Below are 14,690 nucleotides of genomic sequence, written 5' to 3'. Positions count from 1 at the left end.
ATCTCATCTACCTCTCTCATTTTAGTATTCTGATACGGTTGGACTCATCGTTAGGGTAATATCCAAGTTTCCGTTCCTGCACCTGACAGCATCGAGGAATTCTTTCTGGTTCGTGAGATGATCAATGGTAACCAGGTATACAAGCTCATACAAACTACCCAGCTCGGTCGTTCTAACCTTTCTCAACTCGTAATCAATCTTAAAAGTCTTGAAGATCTCATCAAAAGCTTCTTCGTACCCCAAATTTTCTGGGATCGTGACTTTCAGCAATTTCTGTGCGGATTTTTTAGCTCCAAATTTGATAGCTTTCAGAAAAAACATGAGTAAGCAAAGAGCAATCGTGAACAGCACCGCGTAACCGAATGATCCTACGCCGCAAGCCAGTCCTGCAGCCATTGTGAATAAGACGAACGCGATATCTTTCGGATCTCCGGGAGCGCTTCTAAACCTGATAATGGAAAATGCTCCGGCAAGACTAAAAGCTCTAGCGATGTTGTTGCCGATCAACAGGATAATAACCGCTATAATCACAGGCAGCACAATCATTGTCAAAGTGAAACTCTGATTATACATAGGTTGAGTTTTCATATAAGTGAAGCTGATAATCGCACCTAGTGCGATAGAAATCAGGATGGTTAACAACGCATGGACTAAGGTTAACTCCGAACTCGATGCCGCCTGAGCAAAAATGGATTCTATCATAATTGAATTCTCTCCCCCGCAAATCTTTCATTTCGCATTTTTTTGTATTCATTACCGTACTTGGAGAAGCTTGTTCGAAACATATGGTGTTCCGACAGCATTCTCGACAACCAGAGGGGTATTGTTTTCTCCGCCTTCACTTCCATCAACCATTGCCCGCGGCTGATTAGCGATTCCCCTTGATCCCCATTTTCAAGCTTGAGGTCATACCTCCTAGATCGGATATTCGTATCAAATGTAATCCGCAGATCTCGGTTATTTTTGCAAAACATCGCAATTCGGTCATAAGCCAGATACACTTTGGGCTGCAGGTCATATCGCTGAAGGAAGTATTTGATTTCCTGGATAACTTGCTTGTTCATATAAGACTTGAATTCCGGCTCAACACCAGAGCGGGCAAAATCATAAGCCTCGTTCAGCATTAGCGCCGTTCTTCTTTTGTTCACTAAACCGAACACCTTCTTCTTAAGCTCTAAGTACACCTTGCCATCCTCTTCAGGAATGCCGTAGGCTCTTATTCGGAGTTTCTCCCTGTACTTTGGTTTCGCCAAGCTATTCCTGATTAAAGAATCATGTTCGGTATCGTAATACATGTTGCTTATCGAATAGAACTTATCGTTTTTGTTGTATTCATCGAGCTCCATATATTCAAGCAATCGGTTATATAAAACGTAAAAGGCTTTGCTATCCATCAGATACTTGTTTTCATATCGGTTGAATACTTCAATCGCCATGGTGATGTTCCCCTTTCTCCTTTGCAAGTGCTTGCTGCTTCATGTCTGTATATTAGCCCTCGAACCTTTAGTGAAACTTAAATGTCGAATGCCATGTTAATTTTTTGTTAAGCTCTAGGCTCGTGTTAAGATTAAGTTTGATTAAAGGTTCGATCCCTATAATGAAGTCATGCAGCGCGGCTTTATCAAACTGACATAAAAAGGGGAAGCATTCATGAGAATATTAATTGTAGAAGATGAAGTTCATTTAGCTGAGGCTTTAACCCAAATCTTAAAAAAACACAATTACTCCGTCGACGCCGTTCATGATGGCCAATCTGGGCTGGATCATGCATTAAGCGGCATATATGATCTGTTATTGCTCGACATTATGTTGCCTGAGATGGATGGCATCACCTTATTGAAGACAATTCGCAGCAAAGGGATCTCGACTCCCGTTATCTTGCTTACAGCTAGGGGCGAAATATCCGATAAGATCTCAGGTCTGGATTACGGCGCAGACGACTATGTAGCCAAACCGTTTTCGACCGAGGAACTGCTCGCGAGAATTAGAGCGGCTTTAAGACGCAAGGGCGAGGTTGTGCCGGAGGATGCGTTAAAGTTCGGAGATATCGAATTGAATACAGGGAATCTCAAGCTTACGTGCAAAGGAAAGGAACTCAAGCTGATTTTAAAAGAAAGCGAATTACTGGAGCTGCTGATGTCGAGGAAGCTTTCGGTAACATCTAAAGAACAGATCATCGAAAAGCTTTGGGGTTTCGATTCCGAGGTTGAACATAACAACGTGGAAGTTTACATCTCATTTTTACGAAAAAAAATTGCATTTCTAAATTCGTCAGTCCGAATAAACACCATTAGAGGCGTAGGCTATGTATTGGAGGTGACCTCCTAATGTTCAGCAAGCTTCGCAATCGATTTCTTATCGCTAACTTGGTCATCATCTCTTTCATCATGCTCTTGGCCTTTGCTGCCATTTATACGATTACCTATCAGAATGTACAGCGCGATATCGAAATGGAGCTGCATAAAGTATCCGACTTCTTCCTCAAGCCTAGCGGAAAAAAGGGAGAGCCGCGACCAGACGGGGATCATCCCCCACAAGAGTCCAAGGTAAATGCCAACCTTTCGCCGGAACGCTCAGTCTCTTTCTTATTGCAAACAGACGCACAGTGGAAGATCACAGCCACCAAATCCCGATTTGACATGGACACCGAATTCTACGACCTTGCAATAAAGAAAGCCGCCTCCAATAACTCGGATAACGGCCAATTTAACCTAGATGGCAATACATGGGCTTATATCGTGCAGAAAAATGAAACGGGAAATTCCGTCGTCTACCTCGACGTCACTGCTCAGCAGAACATCCTTAAGAATCTAGTTTATACGTTCTCCATCGTGGGATTGGTTATGCTCATCGTCATCTTCTTTACGAGCCGATTTTTTGCAAACCGCTCCATCGCTCCGGTCAGAGAAGCCTTCAATAAACAGAAGCAATTTATCGCCGACGCTTCCCACGAATTGAAAACGCCATTAGCCGTCATTAACACCAATGCGGACGTTCTCTTATCCAATAGCGAAGATACGATTCACAATCAATCGAAGTGGCTGCACCGTATCAAGTCAGAGACGGAAAGAATGAAGACGTTGACCAATGATCTCCTGTACCTAACTGAAATGGATGATTCCAGAGCAAGTATGATTTTCACGAACTTCAACGTGAGCGAATCTGTTGAAAGCGTCATTCTAACGATGGAAGCCGTTATGTTCGAGAACAATATTTCACTTAATTATGAGATTGAACCTAACTTGACCCTACACGGCAACAGCGAGCAAATTAAACAAGTGATCATGATTCTCTTGGATAATGCCATCAAATACACCAATGCTAAAGGATCTATCTCACTAACCTTCAAGAAGCATCATAACGATATTAGGCTAAAGGTGACCAACACAGGCGAAGGCATCTCACCCGAGCACCTGGAAAGAATCTTCGACCGCTTCTACCGCGCTGATGCATCTCGTTCACGCAAGCAAGGCGGCTATGGCCTGGGACTAGCTATAGCCAAATCCATTGTCGAGCAGCATAAAGGAAAGATTTACGCGAAAAGTGTACTGAATGAGACCACGTCGTTTTACGTTCAACTTCCATAAGGGTAGGACGAAGAGCCACAGACCCCGCTAATGAGCTTCTTTTCTGTAGTACTACAATTACAGCTAACGAAAAAAAGCCCCATGAAAGGGCTTTTAAACGTTTCTTCACCACTATTTACGGTACGGTTTAACGTAACACCGCTAAGGCGATATTTTCAAAATTTGCTGGATAATTGGCGTAGCTCCACTAACCATAAACTCAATGGCAATCACCATAACAATTAGTCCCATTAAACGCATTAGCACATTGTTGCCTGTTGGACCAATCAATCGATAAATTGTAGTTGAGTTAACAAGGACAATGTATGTAAGCATAAGTACAACCGCAATCACAGCTATTAATATAATCTTCTCCATAACATTTGTCGTAGATTCCATAAGAACAATTCCATTAGTAATTGCACCAGGACCACAAATCATTGGAATAGCCAATGGTGTAATGGAAATATCATTTACATATGCATCGACATCCGCTTTATCAACCTTTGTACGAACAAGTCGTGCCTGAAGCATATCCTGTCCCATTAAAATGAAAATAACCCCACCGACAATCTTTAAACTGTTAATTGAAATGTTGAAAAAGTGAAATACCCATTCGCCCGTAGTTGAAAAAATGAGCAATGTAAAAAATGAAACAATTACTGCTTTACGAGCAGTATGGACTTTCTTCTGTGCTTCAAGATCGGCTGTCATCGACATAAAGATGGGCATGATGGCAAGTGGATTAATAAGTGTAAAGAATGAAGTGAGGCTCAGCAATAAAAATGATGTGTACAGTTCCATGTAGTATCTCCTAGTTGTATGCTCTTCCTTGTCTATTTTTTAATAGTTCTTAATCCGTATTGGTAATGTCCTTTTCCAAAGAATGAATTCCCTGCTTAATGGCCACCATTCTTTTGGTTCCCCAATCATACATCATATCAACTATGGGTATAAAGTCATCCTAAGTTCAGTCATGGAATATTCAACCTTTGGGGGGACTTCAGGATATGCTCAATTCGATACACACCCTAAATCTTTCCTCATTATCATACCGTTATTTATGATACGGTTCCCCCCGATTTATCCGCATCGCACGATAAATCTGCTCCACCAGCACCAGCCGCATCAGCTGGTGCGGCAGCGTCATGCGGCCAAAAGACAGCCGCATATCCGCACGGCGCAGCAGCTCGCTCGATAGCCCCAGCGAGCCGCCGATCACGAAGGCCACCTGGCTTCGCCCATAGGTGGCCAACTTATCGAGCGAGCCTGCCAGCTGCTCGCTCGTCCACATCTCTCCGTCGATAGCCAGCGCCACGACGTACACGTCCGATCCGAGCTTGGCTAATAGCCGCTCGCCTTCCTTCACCCGCACCTGCTGTTCCTCAGCAGGGCTCATGTTCTCCGGTGCCTTCTCATCCGGCACCTCGATCATCTGCACCTTGGCATACGGCCCAAGGCGCTTCACATACTCCGCGATCCCGTCCACGAGATAGCGCTCCTTCAATTTCCCTACGGTTAATATCTGTATATGCATATCCGACAATCTCCCCTCATTTGATCCAATCAAACTCGTCCAGTTCGTGTGGATCGACCCGCTCCCAACCCAAACAAAAAAGGAAGGCCTCCGCCTTCCTCATACAACTAGAAATCGCGCTAACTCCTTGCAGTGTTCGCAGTGCGTCGGCGGCTCCCAACTAGCGAAGTGGGTCTTCTGCAGATCCACAATGTCCGGAGCTTCCTCATACTCATCAACAAACTCATCAATCGCGATTTCTACATGATCTTTACAAACTACATGCATGCAAGTACCTCTCATCCGCAATGTTTCTGTCCACGCATATCTTGTATCTCTTCAAATATCACTTATCTTGTATCTTCATCATTCATCACTTATCCATCGCTTCAACCAATGTAACCACCGCACTCAGCTTCTTACCGCCGCGGTAGTACACCACGTTGACCTTATCGCCGATCTTCTTCTCGGTGTACAAATATTTCCGCAGCGAGATTGTGCTGTCTATTTTGCGGTCATCTAACTGGACAATGACATCCTGCGCTTTGAGGCCCGCATCTTTGGCAGGTCCCGACACATCGAAGACGATAACTCCAGTCTTAACATCTGCAGGGAGCTTTAATACATCCGTCCCTTTAAAAGCTTGCAGTTCCTGCGTCGAAACACCCATCAACGGTCTTTTCACCTTTTGATCCTTGATCAAGCTCTCAATAATTGGCTTCGCACTATTAATAGGAATGGCAAAACCTAACCCTTCCACACCCGTATCTGATATCTTCATGGAATTGATTCCGATAACCTTGCCCTCAATATTCACTAGAGGTCCACCGCTGTTCCCTTGGTTGATAGCCGCATCCGTTTGGATAACATCCATCTCCCAGTCATAATCCGTGCCTTCACGTGCCAGCGAAACCGGTATCGTTCGTTTTGGCGAAGAAATGATACCTTGGGTAACGGTTGGCGAGAATCCAAGTCCAAGTGGGTTCCCTACTGCAATCGCCATCTCCCCAGCTCGCAGCGTTTCGGAGTCGCCAAATTCAGCAAGTACTTTGATGTCTTTTCCATCTGCTTCCAGTACAGCCAAATCCGTAATCCGATCGCGACCGATAAGAGTAGCTTTGCGATGCTCCCCTTGGAAATTAACAATTTCGAACTGGTTCCCATTCTCAACAACGTGACTATTCGTCACAATTCGAACTTTATCACCATTCCTTGCGAAAATAACACCCGAGCCGATCCCGAGTCCGCTCTCTTGCCCTTTATCATCCTTCTTCGAGGAAATAACGCTGACCACAGCAGGCTTTATTTTCTCCGTTGCCGCCACGACCGAATCGTTGATGTTCATCGGATGTGCTTCCGCCATTGCCGCAGAAGCTGGTATAGCTAGCGCCGCCTCAGACGAGTCACTTTTCCCGAAGCCGCCTACTAACCCGATCAGCAAAAGCATGGCCAACGCTCCGCCTACGCCAGCAATGAGGGCCACATTCCGTCTGCGACCCGCGAAGCTTGTGAATGCCCCTGTCCCTTTGGGACGCCAAGAATCCTGGCGCTGTCTGGACCTCTTGGTGGAATAAAAATCATCATCAAACAAACTCATATCGGTCCCTCCTCGCTGATGGGGGTTAAACCATGCCGCTCTCGCCTTGGATTGTTTATTTTATCTTGGATTGTTTTTCGATCTTGCCTTGTATTGTTATATTTCAAAAAACAGGAATGTTTCGTTCACTTCTTGCCTACAATAATAGTAAACCAAATCTCTTAACGAAATACTAGAGTTAACTGAAATTTTAAATCATACAAATAAAGGAGATTGCTCAGAATGAACCGTATTCCTTCCCATTTTGATGAAATTAACATGATTGGTAAGCTCGCTGACCTCAAAGATAGCCACTACCACCAGTCCCTCGTCCTCTCATCTCTCATTCAAGTTCTGATCGATAAGGGTCTCATCACCGCGCAGGAGATCCAGCTCAAATCCAAAGAACTCGACGCTGCGCTTACTCCGAATCCAATACATCCCATTTCGTAGAGCGGTCAAAATATGTATCCATCAGCCGCAGCTGTTTAGCTTCAGGGGCACGCTCTTGTACTATGTTATTCACGGTTAGCCTGGCCAAATCCATTAAATTATGGTCACGGCTTAAATGAGCCATATAGACGGATTTCGTCTTGTGCGTCAGCACGTCACAGAGCGCTTCCCCTGCAGCTTCATTGGATAAATGACCCTTGTCCCCAAGGATGCGACGCTTAATACTCCATGGATAGTGCCCCACGCGCAGCATGTCCACATCGTGATTTGTCTCCAGTACCAAGCTATCTGAATCCGTAATCTTTTCTTTGACTTTCTCACTCATGTATCCCAAGTCCGTTACAACGCTTAACTTCTGTTCCCCTTCATAAAAGCAATACCCCACCGGCTCCGCTGCATCATGTGATATTCCGAATGATTCAACACGCAGCGTACCGAATTCCTCGATACCTCCGGTTTCCATGACCCGCTTATTGCCTTCCGCGATCACACCGATCTGACGATCAAGCTCTTCCCAAGTCTTCTCATTCGCGTAGATTGGCAAATCATATTTGCGAGCCAGTGCTCCAAGCCCTTTAATATGATCTGAATGCTCATGTGTGACCAGAATGGCATCAATACTGCTCGCCTCGAGCTCACGTTCCTTCATTAACAGCTCCATCTTCTTGGCGCTAAATCCCACATCAATCAGCAGCTTGATTTCACCATTGTCAACCACCGTCGCATTACCCGTCGAACCGCTCGACAGTACCGTAAACCTCATACCCATCTTCCCTACTCCTCTATGCCTACATGTCATCCATCTAGCCGTCCATTGTTGACTATCACACTTGCTTACTTCTTATCCTTGCTCTTGTCCCCAGGGTTCTCAGTTGTTATCGCGCCATTCACTTGTGTACCAAATGGTGCCAATTCAGACCCTTTCTGCGGAGACTCAACCGCTCCATTGAAAGCTTGCAAATAATAAATATCTCCGTTATCGATCCTAATCCGCCAGTGCGGAAACATCGGTTGCGTTTCTGAATTATACGGCGGTGCATGATATCCCAGTCTGACTTCCGTAATAATGGCGCCATCACTCAAATAATTGTCCACTAAGCTGCGAACAGCTAATTGAGCGGGGATCAACTTCTGCTCCGTCTGCTCTACTCCTGATTCTACTTCAACGTAAGCTTGACGGTAACTGGTAATTTCTCCATTTTTCTCCCTCAGCTCCACCTTGACATCGAAGAGCGGAATCTTGCCATATAGCTGGGTGAACACATAAACACCATTTCGACTAATCGCTGAATCTAATTGGTATAATCCAAAATTCGGAATCTCAGATTGTGCTTGAACTTCTTTACTAGCCCCTTTACCAAGCAGATTGCTCATGATAATTGGCGTTTTTAGCGTTTTCAGTTCACCCGGCTTCATATTGTCGTCGTACTTCACCGTGATGACTTTCATCTTCGGTTGATCCGTCGGTAACTCATCCATTAGCCGTATATTTTTATTTCGGAGTGCTTGATTCAGCTCTTCTATGGTACTCGATGTGTCCAAAGCGATTTCCGTCTTATTGGAACGATTGGTGGACCAAAGTTGGAAACCAAGAATCATATTCAACATCAAAAAGGAACAAATCAAAATCGTCTTAGCCCGACTCCAATTCATAATCTCACCAACCTTTCCTCAGAAGTGGAAAATGCTTACTCCATATAATCATACGTACCATCGCGCAGTTCAACAGCCCATGTTGCCGTCAATACAAGCGTCTTTTCCGTTACTACTGGACGATACGCCGGGAAAATAGACACAATACTAGAACGTTTCTGATAATACTGCAGCCTTTCTTCCAAAGCGTCACCAGACATGATTTCGAAATCACGTCGTTGTACTGTCTTCAAATCGGGAATAATCATCGATCTCTCGAATCCAGAAATAATCCCTTTCTGAACTTGCATTTTCATAGAACCAAAGCCCTCCGGCTGCGGCGTAATAATCGGCAAGGATTCATAGTACTGTCGGAACGTGAACGAGTGATTATCGATTAACTGCTTCTGCGGCGTGCGGGAAACCACATATTTCCCATCCCAGCCGATATGCTGATTAATAAATTTGATTCCAGCCTGCAAATCTTCCAATACCTCTGTTTTACTTTCCACTGGCGCAACAGGATCCGAATACGTAACCCACCGCAGATCTCGATTTAACTGGAAACCGCGCTTACTATCCGTATAAATTTCAGAACCATCCCGTTCTTTGAGATAACGTGTAATGCCAGGATCGACGAATAGACTTTGTTTCAATTGGTCTGCCGTCAGCAAGCTATAAGTAAATATATAATTGGGCAGTCGAAGCGGCTTTATTGGGAGATAGTAATCTCCACTGTTTGTCGTTTTGTATAGATTCGTCAGATCACCAAATGCAGCGAAATTTTCCACGTCTTTACTTGTAAAATCGGCCCCGATGACTTCGTACCCAACGCCCGGGGAATCTGTAAAGAAGAAAGCACGAACATCCTCGTTATTGCCCTTGGAGTAGATCCAAATTCGCGTTATTTTATCATTATCAATCGGTATTTCGCCTTCAATTCGAAGAAGCTGCTGAAGAATGGTAAAAGGGATACCGTCCCGGAACCGAATCTCAACCCCTTGCTGTTTCGTTCGAACTTCTTCCCAGTTCACATTGACCAAATACATCGACGTTTTGCGAAAGCCTTTAAAACTTCGCTGCTTAATATTATCGAGCAATCGTGTGTAGTAGTAATTGTTTGGATACAGAACAGAGTGCTGCTGATTGCCTAAATGAACGATAATTTGATCAGGGAATAGCATGTCATGCAGCTCCGATTGCTTCCCTAATGTCTCCGTCTGAACATAATTACTTTGTTGGATAGGCTCTATCTTCGGCGGGTTGTACGAAGCTAGATAAAAGCTTTGATACAAGCTCGTCCCAATCAAGACAACAAGAAGAATGGATTTCAGACTCTCGATCATAGTTCATCTTCCTCCTCTTGCTGAATCGGCAGTGTGAATACAACACGAGTGCCTTGTGCCAGTTCCGACTCCAAAATGATCGAGCCGCCATGTGCTTTTACTATTTCCCGGGCAATAGATAGACCTAACCCTGTACCGCCCATATTGCGGGAACGTGCCTTGTCCACCCGATAGAATCGGTCAAAAATACGGGATAAATCTTTCTTCGGAATACCGATTCCGTTATCTTGGACCGAAATTTCCAGCACATCCTTCTCGATCTTCCTCGCTTCTAGCCGGATGGCCCCTTCATCGCCCGTATACTTAATCGCATTCGACACGAGGTTGTCGAGTACTTGATCAATTTTATCCCGATCGAGCAGCAAACTGGTCACGCCCTGCTCCACATGAATTAGAATTTGAATCTTCCGCTGCTGCAGCTGGAAGGAGAACCGGTCGGCTACCTCCTCCAGCATCTCGCTCACCAGCGTCGAGGATTTACTCATCATCGATTGCTTGGAATCAAGCCTCGATAGATGCAAGAGATCCGTCACTAAGCGGATCATCCGCTCCGTCTCGCTGCGCGTAACACTAATAAAGCGTGAAGCCAGCTGCGGCTCCTCGATCGCGCCATCATCGAGCGCTTCCAGATAGCTCTTGATCGTCGTCAGCGGCGTACGCAACTCATGCGACACATTCGCTACGAACTCGCGCCTCGCCTGCTCCAGCTTCTCCTGATCCGTTACGTCCTGCAGCACCGCAATAATCCCGTTCTGTCCTTCACCTCGGCGATGAATCGGCGTGAACGTGATACGTACGGATAACTGCTCATCGTCATCGGGGAGATTAATATCCAGCAGTGTCGTACTAACATGCCCTTGGAGGAAACCGCGAATCGTGTCCATCGGAATACCGAGCACCTCGGATATATCCAGACCGAGCGTCGTTTCCTCTTCCGTTTGCAGAATCTGCTTCGCCCTGCGGTTAAGCACGATGACATGACCTTTATCGTCCGTGGCAATGATTCCATCATTCATATTCGTTAAGATCGAAGCGAGCTTCTCCTTCTCTTCTTCATTCAGCGAGAGCGCTTCTTTGAGCCTATTCATCATAAAATTAAACGTATGACCGAGCTGTCCAATCTCATCGGTCCCTTGAATAATAACCTGTTGATCAAAGTTACCCTCGGCGACAGCCGTCGCCTGCTTCGTAATCTCTTTGATCGGATTCGTAATCGTACTGGTAAGAAGCACACCAAGAATAGCGGTTAGCCCCAGAGCGATCAAGGTTCCCGAGATGAGGATGCGGTTAATCGATCGGATCGTTTTATAAACATCTTCCATGGAAGCTATAATGTATACTGCACCCAGGACACGGGCACCGCTGCCTACCGGCTTGGCGATAATGACCTTCCGATAACCATCCTCATCCGTGAAGATCCGTTGGTTATCCTTAATCCCCTGCAGCGCCCTGATGACTTCCGGCTGTGTGTTTTTTTGTTTCAAATGATTAGGAACCGATGTACTAATGACGTTCCCGTTCGCATCTATAATTTGAATTTCCGCATTATTAATGGAAAATAAATTGCTGACGAATTCATTCAAATCCGCATATGTCTTCTTGCCTTCAGCAGCGTTCTTGCTGTCCTGATCCCCTGTGAGGTACGACCCTACAAAGCCGGTCAGCAGCGTCACCTGACTGTTGCGTGAAGTCAAAAAGTCATTCTTGAAATACGTCTCGACTGTCTTATAGAAATACACGCCAATGAGCTGCATCGCGATCAGAATGAGTAAGACATAAATTATAATCAGCTTCGCTTGAATCGATTGAAAGAAGCGGATGCCCTTCATGCTCAGAAGCCTCCGGCCTTAGGACTGCGCATTAAGTAACCGAGACCCCTGCGCGTCATAATATACTCCGGACGGCTCGGGTCCGTCTCCAGCTTCTCGCGTAAGCGCCGAATCGTTACATCGACTGTTCGTACGTCGCCGAAATATTCAAAGCCCCACACAGCCTGCAGCAGGTGCTCGCGTGTCATCACTTTGCCTGAATTTTTGGCCAAATATTGAATAAGCTCGAACTCCCGATGCGTCAAATCGAGTGGTGTACCATCTTTATACACCATGTACATGTCGTTATCGATAAACAGGGCATGAATACGCATTCCATTGCGCTGCGTGTCAGACTCGCTTGGAGCCGACTGCGCTTTCGTCTGTCTGCGCAGGTGCGCCTTCACTCGGGCAAGCAGCTCTCTAGTGCCGAAAGGCTTGGTCACATAGTCGTCTGCGCCCATCTCTAGGCCAAGCACTTTATCCAGTTCTGTATCTTTAGCTGTAAGCATAATGATAGGAGTATTCAGCTTCGAGCGAACCTCTCGGCACACATCCATCCCATCCTTCACAGGCAGCATGAGATCCAACAATATCAGATCGGGCTGCTCAGAGAAAGCAAGCTCTACAGCGCTTCCGCCGTCATACGCACAGATGACCTGGTAGCCCTCTTTTTCCAAATTAAATTTCAAAATATCTGCAATCGGTTGTTCGTCATCCACCACGAGAATTTTACCAAACAAACCTACCACCGCCTACTCAAGGATAAATGACTACGTCCTACTAGGACGAGCATGTAAAGTCAGTCTATTTCCTGCATACTACCCTCTATTTTATCATACATTCAAGTGAGAATACCTCTATCGAGGCAAATCAATATTGAACGACCAAATAGTATGCGTATTCCGGTTATGCCTAAGCTTATTCTTCATATTTTGAAAAAAAGAGACAAGGCCCCCGAGTTGTCCGGTTTGACCTTGCCTCTATCTCATCTTAACGATTTAAATACTTTAATGGGTTTTCCACACTGCCACTTTTGTGAATCTCAAAATGCAAGTGAACACCTGTGGAGTCGCCTGTACTTCCCATAATACCGATTTTATCGCCTTTCTCGACGATAGTACCTTCGGTCGTGGTGATTTTGCTCAAATGACCATATAACGTCTCGTAACCGTTCAAATGATTAATAATGATATAATTGCCGTAATCGGATTTATAACCGCTATCCGTGACTTTGCCGTTATCGGCCGCCATGATATTCCTGTTGCCTGTGATATCAATCCCTTTGTGAAGCTTACCCCATCGCACGCCGAACGTACTTGAAATACTTGGAGAAATGACTGGCCACGCGAACTTCCCTGAGCCTTCGCCTTGAATGACTTTGGTTCCTTTTTTCACCTTAGCCATAACAGGTTTATCAATGATCTCTTCATTCACAAGCTTCTCTTCGGTCATTAAACCATCGACCTTCGTCACTTGTATCGTAACCTTCTTCAGCCCATTCTTCCCAGCGGTTATCGGTTGAACAACACCTACGCGAAGTGAATCATCTTTCACATACTCAGTGTCGTATTGAATCTCCTGATTCTGTACAACCCGTTCTGTTGTCTTAACAGAGAGCGTTGGTTTGAGCACCGTCACATCAAGTTGGTTGCCAATTTTCAGCTTATCATCTTGAATGCCGGGGTTTTTATCATAAATGAATTGCTTCGTAATCCCTAATTTCTTCGCGATACAGGAAACGCAATCTCCTTCGACAACCGTATACTTGGCTGGCTGTACATCACCGGTCTTGAGCTTCTTAACGACATCTTCCGGTTTAGCCAAATCATCGGGTTCGATAGGAACTTCCTTGGTATCCACCTGCTGAATAAACTCTACTTTCTCGAGTTCCGATGGTGCTGTTGTGATATCCTCACCTAACCCTGTTGATAGGACAGCCACCTTAGCGGTTTCCTTGGCTTTAGGCGCAAAGGGTGCACTTACTTGTTCAAGAATCTGATCAGCCGTCTGCTGATCCTTCACAATTGCGATGGTTTTCCCATCTACCTTCAATTCAATGCCGACCGGTTGCGGCACAAGCAGCTTATCAAGTGTTGCCAAAACAGCTGAATCATCAGATTTTACGTTGAAAGCCCTTTCAGACTCATAGGTGACTCCATTTGTTTTCAACACGACATGTACATCTGGGAATTTTTGTTGCACTTCTTGCGGTTTTCTTTGCTTATATTCATCAATAATTTTATTGTCACTTACAATACCTATTTCTTGGCCATCCAGCTTCACATGGTACACATTCACCATGCCTGCTTCTACATATTGATGTCCAGTAAACGTAATTATCCCAGTTAGCGCGATTGCACTAACTCCCAGAGCAAGGGACCATTTATGTCGTTTCATTACCGTTAGCGTCGTTGTTGTCGTTGATTCTTCCAGCTGCTTGTCTGATATTGATTCATTTCCGGTCAAGCTTTCTCGCTTAGGCGTGAATCTCTTGATGAGATCCATGACAAAGCGCATTCCCCTGAAACCTGTCATGATCTTCTCCCTTTGAACGGTTTTGCATCCGTAGATACATAAATAAACCTTGATTAGACATAATATCCATAAAGGATGTCAGCCTTTTGTTAAATTTAACACACTTTCTCTGCCTATTTCAACAAAATACTCGAAATCCATGTGATAGATTCGTGTCCATCACCAAAAGAAGGCACTAAAAATTCAATTTTTTGTATGAAAATCCAAGAGATTATGCGCATTGCTCCAAGGATTGACGAATTAGCATGAAAATTG

The 14,690-nt window shown here is 45.0% G+C and carries 15 protein-coding genes and 1 pseudogene; 3 read left to right on the top strand and 13 right to left on the bottom strand.

Features of this window, described 5'->3' with window-relative positions:
- Positions 1-21: 21 nt before the first annotated feature.
- Both QFZ80_RS34130 and QFZ80_RS34125 read right to left on the bottom strand, forming a co-directional pair.
- On the bottom strand, positions 22-702 hold the full coding sequence (locus QFZ80_RS34130) for a DUF4956 domain-containing protein (RefSeq protein WP_307563123.1): 681 nt from the start codon (positions 700-702) through the stop codon (positions 22-24).
- Positions 699-1,436 (bottom strand): polyphosphate polymerase domain-containing protein, encoded by a 738-nt coding sequence (locus QFZ80_RS34125; RefSeq protein ID WP_307550939.1) that lies wholly within the window; start codon positions 1,434-1,436, stop codon positions 699-701. Before QFZ80_RS34125 ends, QFZ80_RS34130 begins: the two co-directional genes overlap by 4 nt.
- 214 nt (positions 1,437-1,650) lie before the next feature.
- On the opposite strand from QFZ80_RS34125, the gene QFZ80_RS34120 reads away from it, so the two are divergent.
- Complete coding sequence (locus QFZ80_RS34120; protein ID WP_307550940.1) at positions 1,651-2,328, top strand: response regulator transcription factor; 678 nt, start codon at positions 1,651-1,653, stop codon at positions 2,326-2,328.
- Entirely contained in the window at positions 2,328-3,587 is a 1,260-nt protein-coding gene (locus QFZ80_RS34115) for a sensor histidine kinase (RefSeq protein ID WP_307550942.1), read from the top strand. The genes QFZ80_RS34120 and QFZ80_RS34115 overlap by 1 nt, the downstream gene beginning before the upstream one ends.
- 141 nt (positions 3,588-3,728) lie before the next feature.
- Here the strand turns inward: QFZ80_RS34115 and QFZ80_RS34110 are convergent, their stop codons facing one another.
- The 5 genes and pseudogenes from QFZ80_RS34110 to QFZ80_RS34090 all read right to left on the bottom strand — a co-directional run bounded on the left by QFZ80_RS34110 (position 3,729) and on the right by QFZ80_RS34090 (position 6,679).
- Positions 3,729-4,370, bottom strand: a complete 642-nt coding sequence (locus QFZ80_RS34110) for a MarC family protein (RefSeq protein WP_307550943.1) — start codon at positions 4,368-4,370, stop codon at positions 3,729-3,731.
- Positions 4,371-4,419: 49 nt separating this feature from the next.
- A pseudogene (locus QFZ80_RS34105) lies at positions 4,420-4,577 on the bottom strand (winged helix-turn-helix transcriptional regulator); the annotation flags it as partial.
- Positions 4,578-4,623: 46 nt separating this feature from the next.
- Positions 4,624-5,103, bottom strand: coding sequence for a 23S rRNA (pseudouridine(1915)-N(3))-methyltransferase RlmH (gene rlmH, locus QFZ80_RS34100; RefSeq protein ID WP_307550944.1), 480 nt, complete (start codon positions 5,101-5,103; stop codon positions 4,624-4,626).
- 99 nt (positions 5,104-5,202) lie between these two features.
- Positions 5,203-5,370 (bottom strand): CxxH/CxxC protein, encoded by a 168-nt coding sequence (locus tag QFZ80_RS34095; protein WP_063860151.1) that lies wholly within the window; start codon positions 5,368-5,370, stop codon positions 5,203-5,205.
- 85 nt (positions 5,371-5,455) lie between these two features.
- Entirely contained in the window at positions 5,456-6,679 is a 1,224-nt protein-coding gene (locus QFZ80_RS34090) for a S1C family serine protease (protein WP_307550946.1), read from the bottom strand.
- Between the two features lie 222 nt (positions 6,680-6,901).
- Here QFZ80_RS34090 and QFZ80_RS34085 point away from each other — a divergent pair, with 222 nt between their 5' ends.
- On the top strand, positions 6,902-7,111 hold the full coding sequence (locus QFZ80_RS34085; RefSeq protein ID WP_029196124.1) for a hypothetical protein: 210 nt from the start codon (positions 6,902-6,904) through the stop codon (positions 7,109-7,111).
- On the opposite strand, the gene QFZ80_RS34080 is transcribed toward QFZ80_RS34085, so the two are convergent.
- The 6 genes from QFZ80_RS34080 to QFZ80_RS34055 form a co-directional block, all read right to left on the bottom strand.
- The gene (locus tag QFZ80_RS34080) at positions 7,080-7,880 is read right to left on the bottom strand and encodes an MBL fold metallo-hydrolase (protein ID WP_029196125.1); all 801 of its coding nucleotides are present in this window, start codon (positions 7,878-7,880) and stop codon (positions 7,080-7,082) included. The genes QFZ80_RS34085 and QFZ80_RS34080 overlap by 32 nt on opposite strands.
- 65 nt (positions 7,881-7,945) lie before the next feature.
- On the bottom strand, positions 7,946-8,764 hold the full coding sequence (gene yycI / locus QFZ80_RS34075; RefSeq protein WP_307563120.1) for a two-component system regulatory protein YycI: 819 nt from the start codon (positions 8,762-8,764) through the stop codon (positions 7,946-7,948).
- 35 nt (positions 8,765-8,799) lie between these two features.
- On the bottom strand, positions 8,800-10,089 hold the full coding sequence (locus QFZ80_RS34070; RefSeq protein ID WP_307563118.1) for a YycH family regulatory protein: 1,290 nt from the start codon (positions 10,087-10,089) through the stop codon (positions 8,800-8,802).
- Complete coding sequence (gene walK, locus QFZ80_RS34065) at positions 10,086-11,918, bottom strand: cell wall metabolism sensor histidine kinase WalK (RefSeq protein ID WP_307563116.1); 1,833 nt, start codon at positions 11,916-11,918, stop codon at positions 10,086-10,088. The genes QFZ80_RS34070 and walK overlap by 4 nt, the downstream gene beginning before the upstream one ends.
- Before the next feature lie 2 nt (positions 11,919-11,920).
- Positions 11,921-12,640, bottom strand: a complete 720-nt coding sequence (gene yycF, locus QFZ80_RS34060) for a response regulator YycF (protein WP_029196128.1) — start codon at positions 12,638-12,640, stop codon at positions 11,921-11,923.
- A 250-nt stretch (positions 12,641-12,890) separates the two neighbouring features.
- Entirely contained in the window at positions 12,891-14,435 is a 1,545-nt protein-coding gene (locus tag QFZ80_RS34055) for a M23 family metallopeptidase (protein WP_307550957.1), read from the bottom strand.
- Positions 14,436-14,690: the final 255 nt, after the last annotated feature.

This window comes from Paenibacillus sp. V4I7, assembly GCF_030817275.1.
Taxonomy (GTDB): domain Bacteria; phylum Bacillota; class Bacilli; order Paenibacillales; family NBRC-103111; genus Paenibacillus_E.
Note: the sequence above shows the minus strand (reverse complement) of the source record. Positions and strands in the feature narration are given on the sequence as shown.

What these genes read in the sequence shown, in the direction of transcription:
- yycI (WP_307563120.1), bottom strand. Translation starts at nt 8,764, where the DNA reads ATGAATTGGAGTCGGGCTAAGACGATTTTGATTTGTTCCTTTTTGATG.
- QFZ80_RS34125 (WP_307550939.1), bottom strand. Translation starts at nt 1,436, where the DNA reads ATGGCGATTGAAGTATTCAACCGATATGAAAACAAGTATCTGATGGAT.
- QFZ80_RS34080 (WP_029196125.1), bottom strand. Translation starts at nt 7,880, where the DNA reads ATGGGTATGAGGTTTACGGTACTGTCGAGCGGTTCGACGGGTAATGCG.
- QFZ80_RS34085 (WP_029196124.1), top strand. Translation starts at nt 6,902, where the DNA reads ATGAACCGTATTCCTTCCCATTTTGATGAAATTAACATGATTGGTAAG.
- QFZ80_RS34090 (WP_307550946.1), bottom strand. Translation starts at nt 6,679, where the DNA reads ATGAGTTTGTTTGATGATGATTTTTATTCCACCAAGAGGTCCAGACAG.
- QFZ80_RS34110 (WP_307550943.1), bottom strand. Translation starts at nt 4,370, where the DNA reads ATGGAACTGTACACATCATTTTTATTGCTGAGCCTCACTTCATTCTTT.
- QFZ80_RS34070 (WP_307563118.1), bottom strand. Translation starts at nt 10,089, where the DNA reads ATGATCGAGAGTCTGAAATCCATTCTTCTTGTTGTCTTGATTGGGACG.
- QFZ80_RS34115 (WP_307550942.1), top strand. Translation starts at nt 2,328, where the DNA reads ATGTTCAGCAAGCTTCGCAATCGATTTCTTATCGCTAACTTGGTCATC.
- rlmH (WP_307550944.1), bottom strand. Translation starts at nt 5,103, where the DNA reads ATGCATATACAGATATTAACCGTAGGGAAATTGAAGGAGCGCTATCTC.
- walK (WP_307563116.1), bottom strand. Translation starts at nt 11,918, where the DNA reads ATGAAGGGCATCCGCTTCTTTCAATCGATTCAAGCGAAGCTGATTATA.
- QFZ80_RS34120 (WP_307550940.1), top strand. Translation starts at nt 1,651, where the DNA reads ATGAGAATATTAATTGTAGAAGATGAAGTTCATTTAGCTGAGGCTTTA.
- QFZ80_RS34095 (WP_063860151.1), bottom strand. Translation starts at nt 5,370, where the DNA reads ATGCATGTAGTTTGTAAAGATCATGTAGAAATCGCGATTGATGAGTTT.
- QFZ80_RS34130 (WP_307563123.1), bottom strand. Translation starts at nt 702, where the DNA reads ATGATAGAATCCATTTTTGCTCAGGCGGCATCGAGTTCGGAGTTAACC.
- QFZ80_RS34055 (WP_307550957.1), bottom strand. Translation starts at nt 14,435, where the DNA reads ATGACAGGTTTCAGGGGAATGCGCTTTGTCATGGATCTCATCAAGAGA.